Origin of the sequence: Butyricicoccus sp. AM78-15b2TA, assembly GCF_027665985.1 — a bacterium.
GTDB lineage: Bacteria > Bacillota > Clostridia > Oscillospirales > Butyricicoccaceae > Agathobaculum > Agathobaculum butyriciproducens.
Map to the genome: position 1 here is coordinate 72201 of NZ_JAQEHY010000012.1, position 22266 is coordinate 94466.

Sequence of the window (22266 nt, forward strand, 5' to 3'; positions counted from 1 at the left end):
CTTACGGTACATATCCCTTTTGTCAGCAACCCTTGTCCGGCAATTGCCATAGTATTTATTTCTCAAAACCCGCTTTATAGACAGCTACCTCATGGGCAGCTTTTTTATAATAGACTTGTGCCGTCTCTATGCTCCGCGCGAGGCCGCACTTGTACTTTTCCGAAGCCGTATGCTACAATAAAACCACTACATTCGACAGAAAGCAGGAACAGCCATGCGCACCAAACGGGAACAGATTATCTTTCAGGCATTTCATGACCAGATCTGCCGATCAGAGTTCAGCAGCGGTTTGACGCTGTTTTTCGGACTGCACGGAAACAGCTCAATCCGATACCAGTCCGCCGAGTACTCCATGCCCGCAGGCGCGCTGCTGGTTGTCAACCCGTTTGAATTATATCAGGTGAACTGCTCGGAAAATGCCGAGATGATCGCCATGCAGATCCCCGAAAATCTGCTGCAGCTTGCCAGCTGGAGCAGACAGAATGTCTGCTTCTGCTACGCCTCCAGCCAGAATGAAAAGCAGGAGTACCAGACCATCCGCGTATTATTTGCAACAATTTTTCAAGACTTCTTTCAGAATCCGGAGCAGAACGCCTCCGGTATTGTCACCAATGTACTCAAGCTCGTTGATCTGCTGACAGCGCATTTTCTCATTTCCGATGTGCCAAAAAGCAATACCAAGCGAGAGGAAACCATGCGCCGCATGAAGCGCATCATGGATCATATTCATTCCGACTGGAATGAGGATATTTCCCTGCGCGAGCTTGCTGCACGCGAGTTTCTGTCCGAAGGCTATCTGTCCCGATTCCTCAAGCAGAATCTGGATATGACCTACTCCCAGTATGTCATGGGGCTGCGTCTGGAACACGCCGAAAAGCAGCTGCGCAGCACGGATCATTCCATTACTCAGATCGCCTACGACTGCGGATTTCACAACGCCAGTGCTTTCATCGAACATTTTCGTCAGAAACACGGCCAGACACCGCGGCAATACCGCCAGCATGCCACCCAGAAAGCCGCTGCTGACCCATCCGGCGAGGAAACTTTACTGCAGGACGGCGTTGCCTATCTGCTGCAGTTTGCCGTTCCGCCCGATCCGCAGCGCGAGCTGCCGCACGAAACGCGGTACATCACGGTTGATGAGAATGTACAGCCGCGCAGGCTTCGTCATACGTGGAAAACCCTGCTCAACGCCGGATACGCCAAGCATCTGCTGACCGCCGCTGTTCAACAGCAGATTATCAAAATCCAGCAGGAGATCGGCTTCCGCTATCTGCGGTTCCACGGCATGCTCGATCAGGAGCTTCACATCTATCAGGGTATGGAAAACGGGCAAGTGAAGTGCTGCTTCACCTACTTCGATATGGTCATCGACTTCCTGCTCGAGCAGGGGCTGCGCCCGTTCCTGGAATTCAGCTTTATTCCCCGGGAACTGGCGAAAGCACAGACCAGCATCTTCGAGACCGGCTCGATCACCGCTGCATGTGCGGACTGCACAGCATTCGGCGCACTGGTTGAAGCTATTCTGCGGCATGCAATCTGCCGATACGGCTGGGACGAGGTATCCCAGTGGAAGTTCTCTACCTTTCAGATTAACTATGTGTTCTTCGACTGCATGACCATGGATGAATATCTCGAACTGTATGACTGCGTGTACCATGCGGTCAAAGCTGTCGATACACGGCTGCAATTCGGCGGCCCGGGCGCCATGTCCAGTGTGGTATGGGACCCGCGCGGTATGCGTGTCTTTCTGCAGTATGCCACAGCCCACGACTGTTTGCCGGATTTCCTGACCGTGCAAAGCTATCCGCATGAATCTTCGTCCGCCGATGCAAATTTTATGAGCTATACGCTCAGTCAGCAGTCTATCCCATCCGTATTATCCAAGGATACAAATTTCGTTAAAACCTTCCTCTATGACCTGAACGGTATATGCCGCGAATTTGAATTGCCCGACATGGGCATTTTCATCGAGGAATGGAACTCCACGCTATGGCAGCGCGACCTTTCGAGCGACACCTGCTACAAATCCGTCTGGCTGACCAAAAACATCTGCGAAAATATGGATGCCGTATCCGCCTTCGGCTACTGGACAATCTCCGATCTGATGGACGAGCGTGCGAACTTCGATTCCATGTACCACGGCGGCTACGGTCTGTTCACCTATAACGGCGTGCCGAAGAGTGGCTATGAGGCACTGCGCCTGCTCGGACAGCTCGGCAACTGCTGCATTGCTTCCGGTGACGGCTGGTATTTCACCCAAAGTGAACGGGAATGGCAGCTGATTCTATATAATTACACCCATTACGACAACATTTACCGCTATCGCTACCGCCGTCTGGAGCATCCGGAAGACGCCTATTCGGTATTCGAGAGCGGCAAGGTCGTGCGGTTTCAGGTCACATTTCCCGCTCTCAGACGCGGTCTGTACCAGATTGAGCAGCAGGACATCACCCGCACCTCGGGTTCCTCGTTCGACCTGTGGCTTGCCGCTGGTGCACCGCCGTCCCCTGACCGAGCCTTCCTGCAATATCTGGCCGATCACGCTTCCGCACACCGCACACTGACCACCGAACAGGTGGATACCGCTCTGCGGCTCGAGACAACACTGCAGCCGCTTGAGGTACGGCTTTTCCGCATCAGAAAGATGAATTTTACATAAACGTTTTCTAAAATATCTGTTTTTTGATCTTTTTTTATCTGTCATTTCATATTATGCGACAAAAACACGGTTTCTCCTCCGAGTAAATACAAAATATATTGCTATGTCCAAAATGAATATCCCGTATTTTCTTTGTTCTTTTCGTGCTATACTATAGTCAAATCCCAAACAGAAACGCTGCGCAGCCGATTCTGAACGAAACGGTGGTAAGGAAAATGACGAAAAAACAGCTTTCAATGAATGACACCTCATTCAAAACCAGTCTGATGGAAAAAATCGCATACGGCATGGGCGACACCGCCTGCAACGTCGTATTTGCAATCACTTCCAGTCTGATCGTATACTTCTACACGAACGTAATCGGCATGTCTGCGGCACTTGTCGGAACGATTCTGTTAGCATCTCGTGTATTTGACGGTATCAGCGACCTGCTGATCGCCCAGATTGTAGACAAGGTAAATTCCCCGAAGGGCAAGGCTCGTGCGTGGATACTCTGGATGGCAGCACCTTACGGTATTGCCTCCGTGCTGATGTTCTGCGTGCCGCCACATTCAAGCACGATGGTGCAGGCGATCTATGTATTCATCACCTATAACCTGTGCACCACCGGCGTATATACCGCACTCAACCTGCCGTATTCCAACCTGGCGCCGATGATGACCCGCAATGACGATGACCTTGCAAAGCTCAATCTGTTCCGCATGGCCATGTCCCCGATCGGTAACCTGATCGTTACCGCACTTACCCTGCCGTTCATCAACATGCTCGGCGGCGGCCAGAAGGCATGGATCACCGTTTGCGCGATTTACTCCATCGTTGCTTTCTTCATGCTGCTGTTCTGCTATAAGGGCTGTCAGGAGCGTTTCCACACTGATGCAGCCAAGGAAGCCGAGGCGATGCCGTTCGCACAGCGCCTGAAGGCTACCCTGAAGAACAAGTATTTCATCGTTCTTACTCTCACGATGATAGCCGTTGCTCTGTACCAGAACGTAAACGGCACCGTTGCTACTTACTACGCACAGTATATGCTGGGTAACGTCGAAGTCATGGGCGTTATGCAGAGTTTCGAGAACATTCCGAAGATTATTGCTATCATCTGTCTTGCCCCGTTCATCAAGAAGTTCGGCAAGCGCAATCTGGTTCTGTTCGGCGCAGTGCTCTGCGTGCTCGGTCAGGTCGTTGTCCTGTTTGCACCGCAGAATATGACCATGGTTATGGCCGCTGCCGTTATGCGCGGTATCGGCGAAGCCCCGTTCTACGGCTGCATCTTCACCATGCTGGCTGATGTTATCGAGTACGGTCACTGGAAGACCGGTATCCGTGTGCAGGCCCTCATCTTCTCCGCATTCACTGTCGGCCAGAAGTTCGGCGGCGGCGTTGCAGGCTGGCTTGTTGGTCAGCTGATGGAGGTTTCCGGCTTTACCGGTCTGGAAGTGGAGATTCCCTCCGCAATAAGCATGGTCAAGAACCTTTACATTTACGGCAACATGATCGCATGGGCCTTGGTTATCATCCTTATGCTGGTTTACCATCTGGATAAGGAATACGACGGCATTATGAAGGATCTCACCGGCCGTACGGCGTAACAGAAAGCGTGAACAACATGTATACCCATAAAATTTTAGACATATGCGACCCGAAAAATCCCTACGCCCCCAAGTTCTCCGGCACGTTTGAGCTGCCGGTAGAATACGCGGGCAAAAAACGCCGCATGCTGGCCTATGTACCGCATGATATCCGCGAATCCACCGCCGGTATTCTTGTGCTGGGAGAAAACGGCCAGACCGCCGATGATCTGCTCGAGCACAGCGGCTGGTGTGAGATCGCGGACACCGAGGAGTGCAAGGAACGTCTGATCGTGTTCTTCCTTGAGCCGGAAAACGGCGCATGGAACACGAACGAAGCCTACGGCACACCGGATGGCGATGTTGCGTATATCAACGCAGCAGCCCTTGCCGCCGCAGACCGCAAGCTGTTCTGTGTCCACGAATCCAAGTTCTATCTGGTTGGCTGTAAGGAAGGCGGCGTGCTCGCCAATATGGCGGCGGCTTACGATCCGGCGTTCTTCGCAGGTGTGGCTTCGGTCGGCGGCTCGGCAGTTTCCGAGCAGTATCTGACCGACTGCGGACAGGCGTATGCCCTCAATCTGGACGGCTTTGAGGATCCGGAACATCGCAAGGACATTCACAAGCAGGATATCCCGATGCCCGCGTGGATTATCGACGATCCGACCGTATCTACCGGTACCGGCGACGCTATCCTCACCTACTGGCGCAATGCATGTGAAGCCGAAGAAGGCCGTCAGCTGTCTCCCGATCAGTACGAGTATTACCGCGTGAAGGAAACACCTTACGCGCCTAATCAGGAGAAGGAAGCGTACCGTGTCTGCCACAGCAGTATTCCCAGTGCATCCGAGCAGTATGCCAAACGCCTGCAGCGCCGTATCTGGAAGGACTTTCTCTATCGTCAGCGCCGCTGGATGAGCAGTCCCGGCGGTGAACTGCGCGTGACAAAGGATCCGGTCCGCGACCTCGGCATGGAGTACCACTACGAGGAATTTGACGGCTGGATGCGAGAATGGTATGTTTACATTCCGCAGTCGGTACGGCAAAATCCCGAAAAGAAGGTGCCGCTCGTGCTGGCCATGCATGGCTACACCTGTACCGGTGAAATCTACGCCGGCAACAGCGGTTGGTATGATGTGGCGGACAAGCATGGTTTCATCGTTGTGTTCCCGACCGCACTGCACGCCAAGGTTGACATGCCTGAGCAGGGTCTTATGCCAGACTGGGCGCCGCTCAACGCATGGAACGTGTTCCTTGAGGACGACCGCCCGGATGAACTGAAATTCTTCTCGTTCCTGCTGGACAAGATGATTGCCGAGTATCCGGTGGACGAGCACCGCGTGTTCGCAACCGGTCACTCGTGGGGCTCGCTGATGACCGAAATGCTGGCGTTGGGACTGACCGAGCGCTTTGCCGCTGTCGCCCCCTGCTCGGGTGCATTCTTCGGCGATGCGTATGAGAAAATGACTTCCCTGCCGTATGCCGCCGAAAACGGCGTACAGCTTCCAATCTGGATGTTCTGGGGCATGAATGAGGAATGGCTCATTCCGTGTGAACCAACCCACGAGAACGAAACCGGTCTGACCGTCGAGCTGTGGCTCAAACGCAACGGCAAGGCTGATATGATTCCCGCCGATTGGGCACAGTGCGCTAACACGGTCAATGGTCGCTTCAAAGATCATTACTTCGACCGTGAGAGCACGGCTCCCGTGCAGTTCACGCAGGTGGACTACATGCCGCATGCTACTATGCCGGAAATGTCGTTCCGCATTTGGGAAGAATTCTTCAGTAAGTTCTCCCGCAGCTGATAGCTAATCTACTACTTCCTTTACATATGATTGGATAATCCATAGCGAGGGCCTTTTATTTGACTAAATGCGCAACTTCATTTTACAACGCGCGCTTATTTATATCTTCTTTCCGCAATTCTCTAACCATAACGGCGACACTCCCGCAAATCCCGATTTACGCATCCCTCGTCAAATCCACATCCGGACGGTTATTCGTGCCGTACACAATGCGCGGCACGCCGCTGTAATCCTCGGTGATAGTGACATCCTTGTAGCCGTGCCGCTGCATGATGCCGGCCACGTCGTCGGCCTGCTGCCAGCCGCACTCGAACAGCAGCCTGCCGTTCGGCACCAGCAGTTCACCCCAGCTGTCGCAGATGGCGTGATAGAAATCCAGACCGTCCTCGCCGCCGTAAAGCGCCTCATGCGGCTCAAAATCGGCTACACTGCGGTCGAGCATCTGCATTTCGTCCTCGGTAACGTACGGCGGATTGGAAACGATAATATCAAACTGCCCAAGTCCGCGCGGAGGCGCGTGCATAACATCGGCTTTCATGGTCAGCAGACGGCTGCTCACGCCCAGATCACGGGCATTCTCGCGGGTAATGTGCAGCGCACCGTCCGACAGGTCGATCGCGGTCACGCGGGCATCCTCGACCGTGTGCGCCGCCGCAATGCCGATGCAGCCCGAGCCGCAGCACAAATCGAGAATACGAGGTGAAACCCGCTCTTTGGCCTGCTCAATGACCAGCTCGCACAGGCGCTCGGTGTCCGAGCGCGGAATGAGCACCGAACGGTCCACCTTGAAGGTCAGGCCGTAAAAATCCCATTCGCCGATAATGTACGCCAGCGGCTCGCCGTCCAGACAGCGGTCGCACAGCAGACCGGCGTAGTCCACGGTCGTATCCTCAACGTAGAAATGGGACCAGCCGGCCGTCTGCTTTTTGTCCGCTTTGCAGGCGTAGGCGGTAATCTCCCGCGCGGTCAGCTGCGGCATCGGGTCGCCGCCCTCTTTCAAACGGCGGAAAAGCTGCATGTAAACATCGTTGATAGTCTTGGTCACACAGGGTCAACTCCTAAAATTTACGCGGGTTTGAACCACAGCGGCACGGCGTTCGCCCGCACCCTGCAATTACGGAACACGGCTGCGGCCGCCGACTGAAATTCTGCGGCATTTTTGGCTTTTTTAATCGCTTTTCCCGGTTTTTCGCTGTTTTCAAACAGATTCAGATGGTAAAACCAGATTTCCTTCATGCGCAGCATGGCAATCCGGCTGTCGCCGAAGGCTTCGCAGTAGCGCATGAACAATGTATCGTGGAAGGTCTCGAGCGTTTTTGCGTCTGCGGCCTTGCCGCCGGTCAGGCGCGCCACGAGAGACGGATCGGCAATCAGCGCACGGCCGATCATCACCGCCGGTAAATCGGGATAGCGTTCGCTGACGGTGCCCACATCCCGCTCGGTGATGAGATCGCCGTTGTAGCATACGGGCATGCTGCAGCGCGGCAGCGCCGCCGCAAAGTCTGCCTCCCGGACCCTTCCCTTGTAGAAATCCTGCCGTACGCGCGGATGGATGGTCAGCTCGGTGATGGGATAGCGGTTGTAAATCTCGAGCAGCTTGTCAAACTCGCTTGCCTCATGCACGCCGAGACGGGTTTTTACCGAAATCCCCTCGCATTTTGCGAAAACTTCGTCAAAAAACCGGTCCAGCTCGTCCGGATGTGCGAGAAATCCGGCTCCCTTTCCCTTGGCCGTCACCGTGCCGGACGGACAGCCAAGGTTGAGATTGACCTCGGGATACCCGAGGTCATGCAGTGCATTCACCGCCCAGATGCAGTCCGCGGCAGACTTGGTAAGCAACTGCGGAACCGCAGGCACGCCCTCGTTATACTCCGGCAGGACATCGCGCTTTTGCCGCGGCGTCAGCTTTTCATTCGTGGTCGGTGTGATAAACGGCATGAAATACTTGTCCACACCTGAGAAAAATTCGTGGTGCGTCCGGCGATAGACCGCACCGGTCACGCCTTCCATCGGCGCAAAATAATAGTGCATGGCGCTTACCACTCGTCCGAGCCGTCATCCGGAATAACCGCCTTCATCGCGGTGATCGCAACCTCGATCATGGAATCGTCCGGCTCGAATACGGTCAGGTGCTGCACCATCAGTCCCGGCCAGCGCAGCGCACGCGAGAGCAAGCTCTCCGAGCGGCCGGCGTAGCGGTTAAACTCGTAGCTTATGCCGACAACAAGCGGCAGCAGGATCAAATGCGCGAGCATGCGCACGAACGGATTGGTAATGTCGATGATGGAAAAGACGATCGACGAAACGATAGTCGCAATGATAATCAGCACAAACATGAAGCTGGTGCCGCATCTCGGGTGGTATTTGCCCTGTTTGCGAACATTTTCAACGGTCAGTTCTTCGCCTGCTTCGTAGCAGAAAATGGTCTTGTGCTCTGCGCCGTGGTACTCGAACGTGCGGCGGATGTCCTTCATATGCGACACCGACCACATGAACAGCAGGAACAGAATGACGCGCACGCAGCCCTCGAGTACATTACGCGCGAGCACACCCCAGGTTTTCGGCACAAAACCGCCGAGAAAGCTCGGCAGCAGGATGAACAGGCCGATCGGCAGGGCAATGCCGATGACAGTCGAAATGCTCAGGATGATCTTGTTCAGACCCTCCGAGCCGAATTTCTTTTCCAGCCAGAGTTCAAACTTGGACGGCGGCACATCGGCTTCCTCGTCCTCAAAGAAGGACGCGGAGTAGTTGATGGCCTGCATGCCCTCCTTCATAGCGGTGAACAGCGTATACGCGCCGCGGAAAATCGGCTTTTCCCAAATCGGGGCACGGCTCGGCGTCGGTTCGGTCTTGCTGACAAGCTCGCCGTTCGCCTTACGCACGACCGTGCAGGACTTCTTAGGTCCCTTCATTACAATACCCTCGATGATTGCCTGACCACCGATGGTGGTTTTCTTTTGCGTTGTCATGAATGCTCTCCTTCGGTAAACGGGGTTTCAGATGCCTTCGGAATGGCACCGGTAATGCCGAGCGCCTCCTCGGACTTGGCAGACGGCATGGTGACGGTAACCGTCGTTCCCTTGCCGACCTCGGACGCGATATCCAGCGTGCCGCCGTGCATGGAAACGATTTCCTCTGTCACGGCAAGGCCGATGCCGCTGCCGCGCTGCTTGGATGACCCCTTGTAGAATTTCTCCTTGACGAACGGCAGCTCAGCTTCGGGAATACCCTGACCGTAGTCGCGCACAGACGCAACGATGTTGCCGCCGTCACGTTTAAGGTCAATATCAATCTGCTTGCCGTCGCCGCCGTATTTCGCGGCGTTGTCCAGAATATTCAAAAACACCTGCTTCATGCGGTGGCGATCGCCGTTGATGTAGTAGTTTGCATCCACATCTTCGTCGTACAGCAGGCGGATTCCGCTCTTTTTGAGCAGGTTTTCATACATATAAACCGCTTCATACAGCTCGATGGACATATCAAACGTCTCGATCTCCAGCTTCATGCGGCCGGATTCGATGCGCGCAAAGTCCAGCAGCTCCTCGACCATGCGGGTCAGACGGCCCGCCTCCTTCTGGATGATCGTCAGGCCCTGCATAACCTCCTCCGGGTCCTCGCCGCCGCCGGCCAGCAGTGTCTCACTCCAGCCGCCGATGGCAGTCAGCGGTGTACGCAGCTCGTGTGAAACCGAAGAAATGAAATCGTTTTTCATGCGTTCGGCGCGGCTGATCTCGTCCGACATATAATTGATGGTATCGCACAGCTCACCAATCTCGTCATCGTAGGTCTTCTGCAGGCGCACGCCGTAGCGTCCGGCCGCGATCTCCTTGGCGATGGTGTTGATTTTGAGCACCGGATCGACGATCGACCGGATAAAATAACTGTTCGATGCCACAACCAGCATGAGGAACAGCAGGCATGCCAGCAGAGAGCAGCCGACGATTATCCAGATCTGCCGTTCGACGATACGCAGTGAGGTGATATACCGCACGCCGCCGACCAGATCGCCGCGCGCACTCAGCAGCGGCGCTGTGACACTCATCACGCGCTCGCCGGAAAGCGGGTCTCTGCCCGTGAAAACTGCGGTTTTCTGACCGGAAAGCGCCTGCGAGGCATCCTCGGTCGAAGCAACGCCGCCACCGGATAAGCCCGAGGTGGACAGCAGAATACGGCCGTTTGCGTCCAAAAACTGCTGTTCAAACTTGTCCTGATCCTGAAATGTGGTGACGGTTGCCTCCGCCTGCGTGTAAAACTGATCGTAGGTGTCGGTGAAGTATTTGCGGAATGTGTCCGACGTGGTCGCCGCGCGTGACGCGAGGTTGTCGCGCACGGTGGCATAGTAATATCCCGAAACACCGACAGAGATCAAAATGACCACAACAGCCAGAATGACGAGCACGAAGGACAAAGAGTTCACCAGCCAGCGGCCCTTGATGCCGCCCGGCGAGTGCTGTACCTTTGGTACCTCCGGCTTCGGAGGCGGTTCCGGTTTGCGTTTTTGCTTGCGATTTGTCATAGAAAATGACCTTTCTAATGCCGCTTACCAAGCGGCAGAATGTGCGCTGACGCCGCGCGGGAATTCGCCTACCCGGCGGGGCACAAGAAGGAAGCAACCTGCGGTTTCCTCCTTCTTGTGAATCTTCCTCTTTCCCTTAGAGGGCACGGCGATAATTCATAACTGAGACTATAGGGGAACGGGCGTACCGTTCATCTTCCGTAGAGGCATTTCTCTACCTCAGATGCTCAAGCTGTTTTCTAACTGCTATACATACGGTTTACTCCACGCAATTCACCTTGTGTCGCGCCTGCGAAGATAAAACCGCCTGTGTAGCAGTATGCTGTCTGACACTGTGCATCGGTTAGGGCATGGGAGCACACTGTGCTTCCCTACGGTAGAAAAAATCCTCTGCCGTTCCCCTATTTCGGAGCGGTCGCCGGTCTCTGGTCTGCGCCAGACCATGAAACAAAGGGAAACGGGAGTCCCAAGAGGGTAGAAACCGCAGGTGTCTACCCTTTTGGTTTCTGCGGCGAAACCGCCGCCGTTTCTCCCGCCGCGGGTGCGGCGATTGGCTATATCAGCCCTCCCACATATAACCGTAGCCGCGGACCGTTACAATATGGGTCGGATCCGCCGGCGAATCCTCAATTTTAATCCGCAGACGGCGGATATTCACATCCACAATCTTCAGCTCGCCCACATAGTGGTGTCCCCAGACCATTTCGAGCAGCTCATCGCGCGAAAGCGCCTTGCCGATGTTCTGCATAAACGCCTTGAGCAGACCGTATTCGATCTGCGTCAGCTCGATCTTCACACCGTTCTTGAGCACCTCGCGGGCGCGCAGATTCAGCTTGAACGGACCGGATTTGATCACATCGTCCTCAGAGAACGGCGAACCGGACACCCGGCGGTACAGCGCGTCCACACGCGCCGCCAGCTCGATAACCGAAAACGGCTTGGTGACATAATCGTCCGCACCGTTCATCAGGCCGGTTACCTTGTCCGCTTCCTGCGTGCGGGCGGTCAGCATGATAACGCCCGCCTGATAGCCCGCGCCGCGCATGGCGCGGCAGACCTCGTAGCCGTCGATGCCGGGCAGCATAACATCCAACACCGCAACCGCGATATCCTGATTTTCATGGTACTTTTCCAGTGCTATTTCGCCGGTTTCGGCCTCTATTACCTCGTAACCGCTGCGTTTCAGGTTGAGAACCAGAAAGGAGCGGATATTCTCTTCATCTTCCAGAACCAGAATTTTGCGCTTCATTGTAATATCCTCCTGTACTTTTAGCGCTTATTGGTAACTGCCGCGTTTCTGCGGCGTTTGATGATTCTTAATTGTTCCACGCCTGGTTGACCAGCGAGAATCGGGCTTTGATCTCGTCTCCGGTCAGCGCCAGCTCGCTCTGCTCGCCTTCATTTGTCAGCTTGGCGAAGTAGATGGCCTGCGTGGTCTGTCCCAGCTGGATCAGATCGGTGCGCTCGGCGTAGTATTCACGGTTGGAGCCGGTCGCGCAGTAAATGTTAAACAGCGGGATGGACATTTTATTCTTACGGTACTCAAAAAATTCCACATAGCTGAGTCCGCCGTCGTTTGCCTTGATTGCGGTGATGCGGTTATGCCATTTCTGGTCGATCAGCAGGCTCCACGCATCCGAAATGTTCTGATAAGTGGTTGCAACCTTGGTCGGAACTTTGCCGATGCCGTAGGCATACCAGTCGAGCATATACACCGCATCGGACGAGGATGTGTCCTTATAGCCCGCCATCAGCACTGCACGCGGCAGCTCGGTGATGCCGTCGCCGTTGACATCGCTCGCGTAGACCGCCACCGGACGGTAGGTGCTGTGGCTGGCGGTATCCTCGCCGTCCAGTGCCAGATTGCGCAGCGTGTCGTTCGAGTAGACGAAAATATCCGTCGTCAGACCGGCGCCATTCGCCACCTTTTCCTCAGCAAACACAGCGGTCTTGCTGTCCTGCACACGGCCGGACTGCATGTGCTCAACCGCAGCCGCCCCCTGACTGGTCGCCGTCTCACCGGCCGGCAGCATGGAGCCGCTGTCATATTGGTACAGGCGTGCCACGCGCTTGCCGGAGGTGTCACTCGTGATCAGCAGCAGATCCTTTGCACCGTTGTCGGTCAGATCGGTCAACTCCATAGCGGTATATTCGGTTTCGAGAATGATACCCGGCGTGCAGTTTTCGTCAAAATCGCACATGGTAAGCGCACCTGTTCCGTCGCCCGGCAGGCGCCAGGTGAGGACCATGCCGCGCTTGCCGCTCGGCTCAAGTACCGGAAATTCGACCGAACGCAATGCCGTTCCGCGGCCGTCGATCGTGCCGGTGCAGACGTAGCTGTCATCCTGCTTGCGGTAAACAGCTACCGTAAATTTGTTGCTCGTCGCCGAGGTGGCGCCGCGGAAAAACGTGATGGCCTCCTCCACGCCGTCGTTGTCCAAATCGGCAAGCTGAATAGACGAACGGTTTTCACCCTCGCTTGGCGAGGCGTAGGATACGCCCTGCGCAAGCTGCTTTTCCAGCTCAGTCTGCAGACTTTGGTAATTGCTGGATGGTTTGGGCGCGGCCAACAGCTCATCGCCCGATGGAAACACACAGCCGCCCAGCAGCAAAAGGAACAGCAGCGCCGGTAAAATTCGCAGTGATCTCATGGAGCTCTCCTACCTAAAATGATACAAATATTGGTTGACAGGTGCAGGCACCTATACATATTAAGTATAGCACATTCAGGCAGCGTGTGGTACTGAAATTTACGCAAATTTTGCAGGATTTCAAGCAGAAAGGGATAGAAAAAGGACGGACCAAAGGTCCGCCCTCAGGCTGTCGCGAAACTACAGCTTTGCCGCCAAGAGGAACGGACCGTAGACCGTTCCTCTTGGCGGCCGAAATTTTCTCGCTCTATAGGTCAAAAATCCGAACGCTATCCTTGCGCGGCTTCTCGGTCGCGCTGCGTGGCACATATCCCCGGATTTTTAGAATTTGCACAGCAAATCCTATTTGATGTGCGCTATCGCGCGAATTAACTTTAAAAGGACGCACTATGTGCGTCCTTTGAGGCTGTCGAAAAACTATCGTTTTTCGAGCAGCCTCTCGATCGAAACCACGCTTTCGATCGAATGCTGAAGAAAAACCGCGTCCTCCGGACACATTTTTTCTTCCCTTGTATAAAACCCGAGGTACACGCCCCCGGTTTTTATGAATTTGCTGCGCAAATTCTATTTTATGCGTGCTGTCGCACGAAGCACAAAATAGAAATCTGACTTTTTCGACAAGCTGAAAAGGACGCACTATGTGCGTCCTTTTACGGGATTTCATCAGTATCTCAGCGGAATACCGTGCGGTTCAGCCTCACCGGCAGGCAGCAGCGCCGCCGTGATGTCCGGCCGGCGTGTTTCGATAAAGTTTACGCCTTTGCGGATGAGTTCCGCAAGCGTATTGGGATCGTCCGTGCATCGGCTCATGGTGAACAGCCCCGCCTGTCGGCACGCCGAAACCAGCCGCTCGGACAAATCCTTCGGCTCGGCCCGCAGACCGAACAGGCCGGTTGTCTGCGCGGCATTGACCAGCGCGTCAATCTCGCTCGGCAGATTGGGCATCTCACCCATGATATGTAAATCCGGATTGGCAGACGCTACACGAGCCGCTTCCACCAGCCCCAGACCGATGATGATCGTATCATCCAGACAATCCGCATACCGCAGCGTCATACGCAGCTGCCGCAGCATGGTCTGATCGTGCACGGTGATGGCAATCTTGCCCTGACAGGTGCGTGCCAGCTCGATCGCCTGACTAACCGGCGTCAGCTGCGGCGCCGCCTGATGCAGCTCCGCGTAGCTATAATCGCGGACGGGCAGCCTCGTGCCGTCGGGCGCGGCAACACAGCCGTCCGACGAAAGCACAGCAATACCGTCCGATGACATGGCAACCGAAAAACAGCAGCCTTTTGCGCCCTCGTCGTTGCCGGCCAGAATGGATTCCAGTCCGCCGCGTTCGGTATCCATGCAGCCGTCCGCAGACAGGACAAAAGTCTCCTTATTGGTATAGTACAATACCGATCCTCTCCCTCTGTTACAGGGTCTCCGGAGCCTCGTACTCTACGCCCTGCGTATCCACGGTAACGGACTTCATCTTCTGCTCCTCGCGCGGACGGTCGTGCCAGTCGCGCTTGGTGTTGACGATGGCATCAACAATGTCCATGCCGTCGATAACCATGCCGAAGGAAGCATACTGACCGTCCAGATGCGGTGCGTCCTCGGTCATAATAAAGAACTGGCTGCCTGCGGAGTCCGGTGCAGCGGTACGCGCCATAGACAGAACACCGCGGGTGTGGTTCAGGTCATTCTGGAAGCCGTTTGCGGTAAACTCGCCGCGGATCTCATAACCGGGGCCGCCCATGCCGGTGCCTTCCGGGTCACCGCCCTGAATCATAAAGCCCGGGATGACACGATGGAAGATCGTGCCGTCATAAAAGCCCTTCTGCACCAGAGAAACAAAGTTGCGAACCGTGTTCGGTGCAACTTCCGGGTACAGCTCTGCGCGGATTACGCCGCCATTTTCCATTTCAATCGTAACGATAGGATTGCTCATTGATATCAACTCCATAATTTTTGTCATTTTGCAGCATATGCACAGCCGAGCTGTACATATATGTACTTCTATTGTAGCAAATTTGGAGTAGAACGGCAAGTGGTGTTTGTCGAACAGCGGCAGCTGTCCATTATTTTGCGCTGATCAACTGGGGCACTTGAACCGTGCAGGCGGTTCACCCTGTCCGGGCATGGTGTTTTTCGCTGAAATTCAGCAGGGAATTGCCGTGTCCGCGGCGGGGACAAAAAGGAAGAGACATCTGCGGTTTGCCCGTAGGCTGCTAAACCTTGTTTCCGCGCCGTGCTCGGATTAAATGAGTGCCCTTCCTTTTTGAACGCCTACCTTTTCCTTGTTAGATAGTCTGGCGCAAATCAGAGAGCGGCGACCGCTCCGCAGGATACCGCTGTAAAAACCTGTCACAAAAACTGGTAATCCACTTTATCCACAGGACTTTCCACAGGGTATCTGGGGATAACCTTGTGCATAAAGTGGATAACTTTTTGTATACACCCTCGCAAGCCGCCGTATATCTCGGTTTTTCGACTACGCATTGTAATATCGGCTGTGGAAAAACCACCGCTGCATAATCCACCGCACCTTGTGGAAAACTTGTGATTAGGGCAAATTCACCACTTCAGGAGGGATCATCTATGTCCGAAGAAACCCCGTCCATTGCCGCACCGGAACAGAATGCCATCGCGGAAACCGGCTCGATTACGGCAAAAACAGCGCGCGGAACGATACACTGCATCACCATTGTCGGCCAGATCGAGGGCCACATGGAACTGCCCGCACAGAACAAAACCACCAAGTACGAGCACCTCATCCCGCAGATTGCGGCAGTTGAGCAGGCCGACGAAATCGACGGTCTGCTCGTGCTGCTCAACACGGTCGGCGGCGATGTAGAAGCCGGACTTGCCATCGCTGAGCTGATCGCGGGCATGAAAAAGCCGACCGTGTCGCTCGTGCTCGGCGGCGGGCATTCGATCGGCGTACCGCTGGCCGTTGCCGCCAAAAAGAGCTTTATCGCCGTTTCCGCCGCCATGACCATTCATCCGGTGCGGATGAACGGCACGATCATTGCTGTGCCGCAGGCATTCGAGTATCTGGCGAAAATTCAGGAGCGCATCGTGGATTTCATCACCTCGCACTCACATATCACCGCCGAGCGTCTGCAGCAGCTTATGCGCGAAACCGGTCAGCTGACCGCCGATGTCGGCACCGTGATCTCCGGCAATCAGGCCGCCGCACTCGGACTGATTGATGAGGTCGGCACGCTTTCGGATGCGCTGGAAGCGCTCTATACGATGATTGGCGAGCACAAAACGCAAAAAAGAGACGGTAAATAACCGTCTCTCAGTCTGTCAAAAAGTCAGATTGGCGTTTTGCGTTTCGTGCGGCAGCACGCATAAAATAGAATTTGCGAAGCAAATTCATAAATTCCGGGAGCATGGCCCAGGCCACCCTCTCTTGCCGCTATGCGGCAATTCACCTTGTGTATCTCGGAATTTATACAAGGGAAGAAAAAATGTGGCCGCAGGACGCGGTTTTTCTTCGAGATTCGCTCGAAAGCGTGGTTTCGAGCGAGAGGCTGCTCGGAAAACGTTAGTTTTTCGACAGCCTCAGAGACGGTAAATAACCGTCTCTCCGTCTGTCTTTTGCATTATACGCTCTGTTTTTTCCGTTCCGGCAGCTGTGCCAGCACGATAGCGCCAAACATCAGCACACAGCCGAAAATCTCTCGGCCGGACAGCGCCTGACCGAGAATAAGCCAGCCTGCGATAACCGAGATAACCGACTCCAGACTCATGATAAGCGATGCTACCGCCGGGTTCATGCCCTTCTGACCGACAATCTGCAGGGTATAGCCCACGCCGGACGACATCGCGCCTGCGTACAGAATCGGCTTCCACGCGGCAAGGATGTTCGCGAAGCTCGGCTGCTCGAAGATCAACATACCGATGCCCGATAAGATCGCACAGAAGAAAAACTGGATGCAGGACATCTTCACGCCGTCCACCATCGGTGAAAAATGGTCGATGACTGTGATATGGATGGAGAACAGCAGCGCACACGACAGACCGATGAGGTCGCCCATCGCGAAGCCGAAGCTGCCGCCCGTCATGCACAGGAAGTACAGCCCGGCCATTGCCAGCGCAACGCCGCACCAATGCTTCACACCGCATCTGCGGCCGAACAGCAGGCCGAGCAGCGGCACGATCAGGATGTAGCACGCGGTGAGGAATCCGGCCTTGCCGACTGGCGTATACAGCAGCGCGAACTGCTGGGTGATGCTGCCCGCGCACAGCGCCGTGCCGCAGCACATACCGCCGATAACGAGCGTTTTGCGGGCTTTGCGGTGCTCCTCGGGCGCTTGCTTCGGATGCGGGCCGCCGCTTTTGCCCAACACCGCGATGACCGGCAGCAGGACCAGTCCGCCGATGACGTTGCGCGCGAACACAAAGGTGAACGGGCCGACATACTGCATGCCGACGCTCTGCGCCACAAAGGCCACACCCCAAATCGTGGCCGTCAGCAGCAGAAACAAAGAGTTTCGCAGCTTCATACCTGTTTTCTCCCTTATTTGAAAAATTTCATAAAAAAAGAACCGCCTAAAAGCGGTTCTTCATGGAGCTGCTAACCAGATTTGAACTGGTGACCTCATCCTTACCAAGGATGCACTCTACCGACTGAGCTATAGCAGCATTGGCAGGGGCAGTAGGGATCGAACCCACGGCACTCGGTTTTGGAGACCGATGCTCTACCAGCTGAGCTATACCCCTATAAAGTGGCTCCTCAAGTTGGACTCGAACCAACGACCCTGCGGTTAACAGCCGCATGCTCTACCAACTGAGCTATTGAGGAATATAAAATGCTGGTACACGCTGTTTGGATGGTTTATCGCAATCAGCTTGTATATTATAGCGCGGATACAGCTTATTTGTCAATAGGTTTTGCAAAATTTTTTCGCAAGTTTTTTGCTTCCGCGCAGAATGTCAAAAAGGGACCCTCTCGGGTCCCTTTTAGGCTTTATTCGGTAACTTTCGTGCCGGTAACGATCGCCTTCGGCGAACCGGTGAGTTTTTTACCGGTATACGGCGTGTTGATTCCCTTGGATTTATACGTTTCGTATACCTTCTCAGTATCCCAATCCAGCAGCACCAGACGGGCAAAATTGCCTGCCTGCACAGCACGGTCGGTCAGACCGTAAATCTCGGCAGGAGTCTTGCTCATGCGGTCAACAAGCTGCATCGGCGTGAGCTTGCCGGTCTGAACGAGGTAAGTATTGCACACCGAGAACGCGGTTTCCAAGCCGGTGATGCCAGACGGCGCCTTTGCGAACTCACGGGCCTTCTCCTCCGCGGTGTGCGGTGCATGGTCGGTTGCCACCATGTCGATGGTGCCGTCCACCAGAGCCCCAATCAGCGCCTGACGGTCAGCCTCCTTGCGGAGCGGCGGATTCATGCGCGCATAAGTGCCATGTGCCGGCACATCATCCTCGGTCAGCGACAGATGATGCGGCGTGACCTCGGCGTAAATGTGTGCGCCCAGCGCCTTGCCCGCTCGAATGAGCGCGACCGACTGCGCGGACGAAACGTGCTGGAACAGCACGCGCGCACCGGTATCGAGCGCCAGCGCAATGTCACGGCCGATCATTGCAGATTCCGCGCTCGCCATCGCGCCCGGTACGCCGAAATGCTTGGCGGCCGCCGAGCCGTAGTTCACACCCGGGGACGGCACGAGCGACGGTTCCTCCTCGTGGAAGGAGAGCAGCGTGCCGCGCTTGGCGGCTTCCGCCATGGCGGTGCGGCACAGCGCCGCACTCGTCAGGTTGATGCCGTCGTCGGTCAGGCACGGCGCACCCGCTTCGAGCAGTGCGTCAAAGTCGGTCAGCTCCTGCCCTTTCAGGCCCTTAGTGACCGAGCCTGCCTGCAAAACCTGCACCGGACAGTCCTTCGCCTTGTCGGTAACGTAGCGGATGATCTCGGGTGTGTCGCAGGTCGGCACGGTGTTCGCCATGCAGATTACCGTGGCGTAGCCGCCTGCGGCTGCCGCCGCCGCACCGGTCAGCACGTCCTCCTTCTGTGTCTGACCGGGATCGCGGAAGTGAACGTGTCCGTCCACAAAGCCGGGAGAGACGGTCAGCCCGCTCGCGTCATACACCGTGCAGCCCGCGGGCGCGTCGATGTGCTCAGCCACCTGCGCGATAACGCCGTCGTCACCGATCAGCACATCACGTAGCGCATCCATCTGCGTATACGGGTCGAGAACCCGTCCGTTTTGAATCAACAGCATGGTAAAACCTCCGTTTTATCTCGTTTAATCGCGGTAGAACGCACCAAAGCCCTTGTATGCCATATACAGATCCAGCTTGGCAATGCACTCGAACGGTGCGTGCATGGAGAGCACCGGAACGCCTGCGTCTACGGTGTCAATGTTGCGGTTTGCGAGGTACATGGCAACCGTGCCGCCGCCGCCCTGGTCAACCTTGCCAAGCTGACCGGTCTGCCAGATAACACCCGCCTTGTCAAAGATGCAGCGGATACGCGCCATCAGCTCAGCGGTTGCATCCGAGGTGCCGGACTTGCCGCGTGCGCCCGTGTACTTGACGAGCGCGAAGCCGCAGTTTGCGCGCGCATCGTTGCGCTTCTCGGAGACCTCCGGATAGTTGGGGTCAAAGGCGTTGCAAACGTCGGCAGATAGGCAGACCGAGTTCTCGAAGCACTCGTCGAGCAGCACATCCTGTGCGCGGCAGAGGTCGGCCATAAAGGTGTCGAACGCGCGGGACTGCATGCCGGTCACGCCGTCCGAGCCGATCTCCTCCTTGTCCACCAGCAGGCAGACGCCGGTATGCGCCGGAGTCTCGGTCAGGTCGAACAGAGAGGTTGCTGCCGGATAGGAGCAAACGCGGTCGTCGTGGCCGTACGCGCCGACAAACGAGCGGTCAAAACCGATATCGCAGGCATTGAACGCCGGAACGCAGCACAGCTCTGCAGACAGGAAATCCGCCTCGGTCATGCCGTACTCGCGGTTAAGGTGCTCCATAATGGCGAGTTTGATCTTCTCGCTGCACTTTTCGTCCACGGTTTCGCTCGGAACTGAGCCGATGAGGATGTTCAGACCCTCGCCCTTGATCACCTCGGTCGCCTTGCGGGTCATCTGCTCGGTGGCAAGGTGCGGCAGCAGGTCGGTGATAACGAACTTCGGGTCGGTCGGCTTGTCGCCTACGCGCACCTGTACGCGCTTGACCTCGCCGTTCTCGCAGACGCAGACAACGCCGCGCAGCTCGAGCGGAATTGCGGTCCACTGATACTTCTTGATGCCGCCGTAGTAGTGGGTCTTGAAGAACGCCATGCCGTTGTCCTCGTACAGCGGCACGGTGCGGATGTCAACGCGCGGTGCATCGAGGTGAGCAGCAGTCAGACGTACGCCCTCGGCCAGACTCTGATTGCCGATAACAGCCAGCATAATGCCCTTGTGGCGGTTGATGCGGTAAATCTTGTCACCCGGACGAAGCGTGTCATCGCGCGTCCATGCACGGAAGCCCTTGCTCTCAGCCATGCGGGCGATTTCCAGCACGGCGTCACGCTCGGTTTTGCTCTCGTCGAGGAATTTTTTGTAACCCTCGGCGTAGGCCTGAATGCCCTGCTTGTCCTCGTCGGTCAGACGGTCAAAGCCGGTCTTTTTGTCGTAAAAAAGCTGTTCGGAAGTCATGTTGCATTCTCCTTTTTTAATCCGAATCACTTAATGAGTTGACTGTATAAAGCATCGGTGTCCCGATAGAGTGCATCGAGATCGCCGTTGTTTTCGATGATAAAATCGCATTTTTCGCGGTAAAACGCGTCGTTCGGCTGCGCGTCGATGCGGGCGCGTGCGGCTTCATCGGACAGACCGTCCCGCTCGATGATACGGGCAACGCGCGTGTCGTGCGGCGCGAGCACAGCGACGATTTTGTCGCAGAAGTCGTCCGCACCGGCTTCAAACAGAGTCGGTGCATCGTACAGCACGACCGGGCACTCGCTCTGTGCGTGAATCGCGTCGAGAGACGCCCTGCGGATATACGGAGTGGTGATTTCGTTGAGCGTTTGCAGCTTTGCGGGGTCGGAAAACACGATTTTCGCGAGTTTCGGACGGTCAAGTACGCCGTTCGCGTCGGTTACGCCGCCGAAGGCGGTATCGAGCGCGGACAGCATTTCGCGGTTCTCCGCGCAGAGCGTGCGGTACACCGCGTCCGCGTCCACCCAGCCCGCGCCGAGAGCGCGCATACGCGCGGCAACCGTGCCTTTGCCGGTGCCGCTGCCGCCGGTCAAGCCGATGATTTTCATTAGTTTCACTTCCTCATTGGGATTCTATGCGTGGGATCGAATCGGTTATTATTGTTAGCTTGCAATTGGGTTTTCTGCGCCCGCAGAACTGGGAATGGGAGCCGTCCGGACGGCCGGGAGGTCCAAAAGGATAGACACCAAGGTTTCTATCCTCTTGGGACTCCAGTTTCCTTTTATTTCTTAGTCTGGCGCAGACCAGAGAGCGGCGACCGCTCCGAAAAGGGGTACGGCAGTCGGGTTACCGTTGCGTTTATTTCGTAAAATATTCGCAGTTCACAGACAGCGTACTGCTACACATACGGTTTACTCTACGCAGGTGCGACACAAGGTGAATTGCCCGAAGGGCAAGAGAGGGTCCCCTGGGGGATAGCAGTGCCGCACAAATTTTTAGCACGTTGTAACAGACGGCACCTGCGAATTTAGACATTCGGTACAATTTATCTTCGCAGGTGCTGGATGTAATATCCAGACTTACGAGTTGTGCGGCACTGTTATGCCGCACTCTGCGGAGAGTAGCCGACCTGTGTAGCAGTAATTTATCTGACACTGCGAATAAGTCTCGACATGGGAGCACACTGTGCTCCCCTACGGTAGAAAAAATCCTCTGCCGTTCCCTTATAGTCTCAGCTCTGCAAATTTCACCGTGCCCTCTCAGGGAAAAGGGGGGATTCACAAGAGGGTGGAAAACCGCAGGTTGTCTACCCTCTTGTGCGCCCGCGCGGCGTCAGCGCAATGTCCGCGGCGAAACCGCCGCCGTTCCCTTCGCTTCGCAAGCGAAACTCCCTCCGGTCTGCACCGG

At 55.7% G+C, this 22266-nt stretch carries 16 protein-coding genes and 3 tRNA genes; 4 read left to right on the forward strand and 15 right to left on the reverse strand.

Features of this window, described 5'->3' with window-relative positions; all coding sequences use genetic code 11:
• Positions 1-214 precede the first annotated feature (214 nt).
• The 3 genes from PGS25_RS11385 (at position 215) to PGS25_RS11395 (ending at position 6035) form a co-directional block, all read left to right on the forward strand.
• Positions 215-2662, forward strand: a complete 2448-nt coding sequence (locus PGS25_RS11385; protein WP_270418756.1) for a GH39 family glycosyl hydrolase — start codon at positions 215-217, stop codon at positions 2660-2662.
• A gap of 215 nt (positions 2663-2877) precedes the next feature.
• A complete protein-coding gene (locus PGS25_RS11390) occupies positions 2878-4248 on the forward strand; it encodes an MFS transporter (RefSeq protein WP_270384550.1) in 1371 nt (456 codons plus the stop codon).
• A 17-nt stretch (positions 4249-4265) separates the two neighbouring features.
• Positions 4266-6035 carry a prolyl oligopeptidase family serine peptidase gene (locus PGS25_RS11395; protein WP_270418758.1) on the forward strand — a complete coding sequence of 590 codons (1770 nt, stop codon included), beginning with the start codon at positions 4266-4268 and terminating at the stop codon, positions 6033-6035.
• A gap of 157 nt (positions 6036-6192) precedes the next feature.
• Here the strand turns inward: PGS25_RS11395 and prmC are convergent, their stop codons facing one another.
• The 8 genes from prmC to PGS25_RS11435 all read right to left on the reverse strand — a co-directional run bounded on the left by prmC (position 6193) and on the right by PGS25_RS11435 (position 15141).
• On the reverse strand, positions 6193-7080 hold the full coding sequence (prmC, locus tag PGS25_RS11400) for a peptide chain release factor N(5)-glutamine methyltransferase (RefSeq protein ID WP_118729978.1): 888 nt from the start codon (positions 7078-7080) through the stop codon (positions 6193-6195).
• Positions 7081-7100: 20 nt separating this feature from the next.
• The gene (locus PGS25_RS11405) at positions 7101-8066 is read right to left on the reverse strand and encodes a tRNA dihydrouridine synthase (RefSeq protein ID WP_270418760.1); all 966 of its coding nucleotides are present in this window, start codon (positions 8064-8066) and stop codon (positions 7101-7103) included.
• 5 nt (positions 8067-8071) lie between these two features.
• On the reverse strand, positions 8072-9007 hold the full coding sequence (locus tag PGS25_RS11410) for a DUF1385 domain-containing protein (protein WP_118729980.1): 936 nt from the start codon (positions 9005-9007) through the stop codon (positions 8072-8074).
• Positions 9004-10554, reverse strand: a complete 1551-nt coding sequence (locus PGS25_RS11415) for an ATP-binding protein (protein ID WP_118481039.1) — start codon at positions 10552-10554, stop codon at positions 9004-9006. Before PGS25_RS11415 ends, PGS25_RS11410 begins: the two co-directional genes overlap by 4 nt.
• Positions 10555-11113: 559 nt before the next feature.
• Complete coding sequence (locus tag PGS25_RS11420; protein ID WP_110435794.1) at positions 11114-11803, reverse strand: response regulator transcription factor; 690 nt, start codon at positions 11801-11803, stop codon at positions 11114-11116.
• Positions 11804-11870: 67 nt separating this feature from the next.
• On the reverse strand, positions 11871-13205 hold the full coding sequence (locus tag PGS25_RS11425; RefSeq protein ID WP_270418762.1) for a hypothetical protein: 1335 nt from the start codon (positions 13203-13205) through the stop codon (positions 11871-11873).
• 663 nt (positions 13206-13868) lie between these two features.
• Positions 13869-14603, reverse strand: a complete 735-nt coding sequence (locus PGS25_RS11430) for a hypothetical protein (protein ID WP_270418763.1) — start codon at positions 14601-14603, stop codon at positions 13869-13871.
• Positions 14604-14622: 19 nt separating this feature from the next.
• On the reverse strand, positions 14623-15141 hold the full coding sequence (locus PGS25_RS11435) for a peptidylprolyl isomerase (protein ID WP_110435791.1): 519 nt from the start codon (positions 15139-15141) through the stop codon (positions 14623-14625).
• Positions 15142-15791: 650 nt separating this feature from the next.
• On the opposite strand from PGS25_RS11435, the gene PGS25_RS11440 reads away from it, so the two are divergent.
• Positions 15792-16490, forward strand: a complete 699-nt coding sequence (locus PGS25_RS11440) for a ClpP family protease (protein WP_270418764.1) — start codon at positions 15792-15794, stop codon at positions 16488-16490.
• A 314-nt stretch (positions 16491-16804) separates the two neighbouring features.
• On the opposite strand, the gene PGS25_RS11445 is transcribed toward PGS25_RS11440, so the two are convergent.
• From PGS25_RS11445 to coaE, 7 genes are all read right to left on the reverse strand, one after another.
• Positions 16805-17707 (reverse strand): DMT family transporter, encoded by a 903-nt coding sequence (locus PGS25_RS11445; RefSeq protein WP_270418765.1) that lies wholly within the window; start codon positions 17705-17707, stop codon positions 16805-16807.
• 63 nt (positions 17708-17770) lie between these two features.
• Positions 17771-17846 (reverse strand) — tRNA-Thr (locus PGS25_RS11450).
• Positions 17847-17848: 2 nt separating this feature from the next.
• A tRNA-Trp gene (locus PGS25_RS11455) sits at positions 17849-17924 on the reverse strand.
• A 6-nt stretch (positions 17925-17930) separates the two neighbouring features.
• Positions 17931-18006: transfer RNA gene (locus PGS25_RS11460), tRNA-Asn, on the reverse strand.
• Between the two features lie 165 nt (positions 18007-18171).
• Positions 18172-19437 carry a dihydroorotase gene (locus tag PGS25_RS11465; protein ID WP_270418766.1) on the reverse strand — a complete coding sequence of 422 codons (1266 nt, stop codon included), beginning with the start codon at positions 19435-19437 and terminating at the stop codon, positions 18172-18174.
• Positions 19438-19461: 24 nt separating this feature from the next.
• Entirely contained in the window at positions 19462-20856 is a 1395-nt protein-coding gene (locus PGS25_RS11470; RefSeq protein ID WP_270418767.1) for an aminopeptidase, read from the reverse strand.
• A gap of 26 nt (positions 20857-20882) precedes the next feature.
• A complete protein-coding gene (gene coaE, locus PGS25_RS11475) occupies positions 20883-21467 on the reverse strand; it encodes a dephospho-CoA kinase (RefSeq protein WP_270418768.1) in 585 nt (194 codons plus the stop codon).
• Positions 21468-22266 lie beyond the last annotated feature (799 nt).

Bases quoted from the DNA above. Each gene is read 5' to 3' on its own strand.
- PGS25_RS11395 (WP_270418758.1), top strand. From the start codon at position 4,266: ATGTATACCCATAAAATTTTAGACATATGCGACCCGAAAAATCCCTAC.
- PGS25_RS11435 (WP_110435791.1), bottom strand. From the start codon at position 15,141: ATGAGCAATCCTATCGTTACGATTGAAATGGAAAATGGCGGCGTAATC.
- PGS25_RS11425 (WP_270418762.1), bottom strand. From the start codon at position 13,205: ATGAGATCACTGCGAATTTTACCGGCGCTGCTGTTCCTTTTGCTGCTG.
- PGS25_RS11440 (WP_270418764.1), top strand. From the start codon at position 15,792: ATGTCCGAAGAAACCCCGTCCATTGCCGCACCGGAACAGAATGCCATC.
- PGS25_RS11420 (WP_110435794.1), bottom strand. From the start codon at position 11,803: ATGAAGCGCAAAATTCTGGTTCTGGAAGATGAAGAGAATATCCGCTCC.
- PGS25_RS11465 (WP_270418766.1), bottom strand. From the start codon at position 19,437: ATGCTGTTGATTCAAAACGGACGGGTTCTCGACCCGTATACGCAGATG.
- coaE (WP_270418768.1), bottom strand. From the start codon at position 21,467: ATGAAAATCATCGGCTTGACCGGCGGCAGCGGCACCGGCAAAGGCACG.
- PGS25_RS11415 (WP_118481039.1), bottom strand. From the start codon at position 10,554: ATGACAAATCGCAAGCAAAAACGCAAACCGGAACCGCCTCCGAAGCCG.
- PGS25_RS11390 (WP_270384550.1), top strand. From the start codon at position 2,878: ATGACGAAAAAACAGCTTTCAATGAATGACACCTCATTCAAAACCAGT.
- PGS25_RS11385 (WP_270418756.1), top strand. From the start codon at position 215: ATGCGCACCAAACGGGAACAGATTATCTTTCAGGCATTTCATGACCAG.
- PGS25_RS11405 (WP_270418760.1), bottom strand. From the start codon at position 8,066: ATGCACTATTATTTTGCGCCGATGGAAGGCGTGACCGGTGCGGTCTAT.
- PGS25_RS11445 (WP_270418765.1), bottom strand. From the start codon at position 17,707: ATGAAGCTGCGAAACTCTTTGTTTCTGCTGCTGACGGCCACGATTTGG.
- PGS25_RS11410 (WP_118729980.1), bottom strand. From the start codon at position 9,007: ATGACAACGCAAAAGAAAACCACCATCGGTGGTCAGGCAATCATCGAG.
- PGS25_RS11470 (WP_270418767.1), bottom strand. From the start codon at position 20,856: ATGACTTCCGAACAGCTTTTTTACGACAAAAAGACCGGCTTTGACCGT.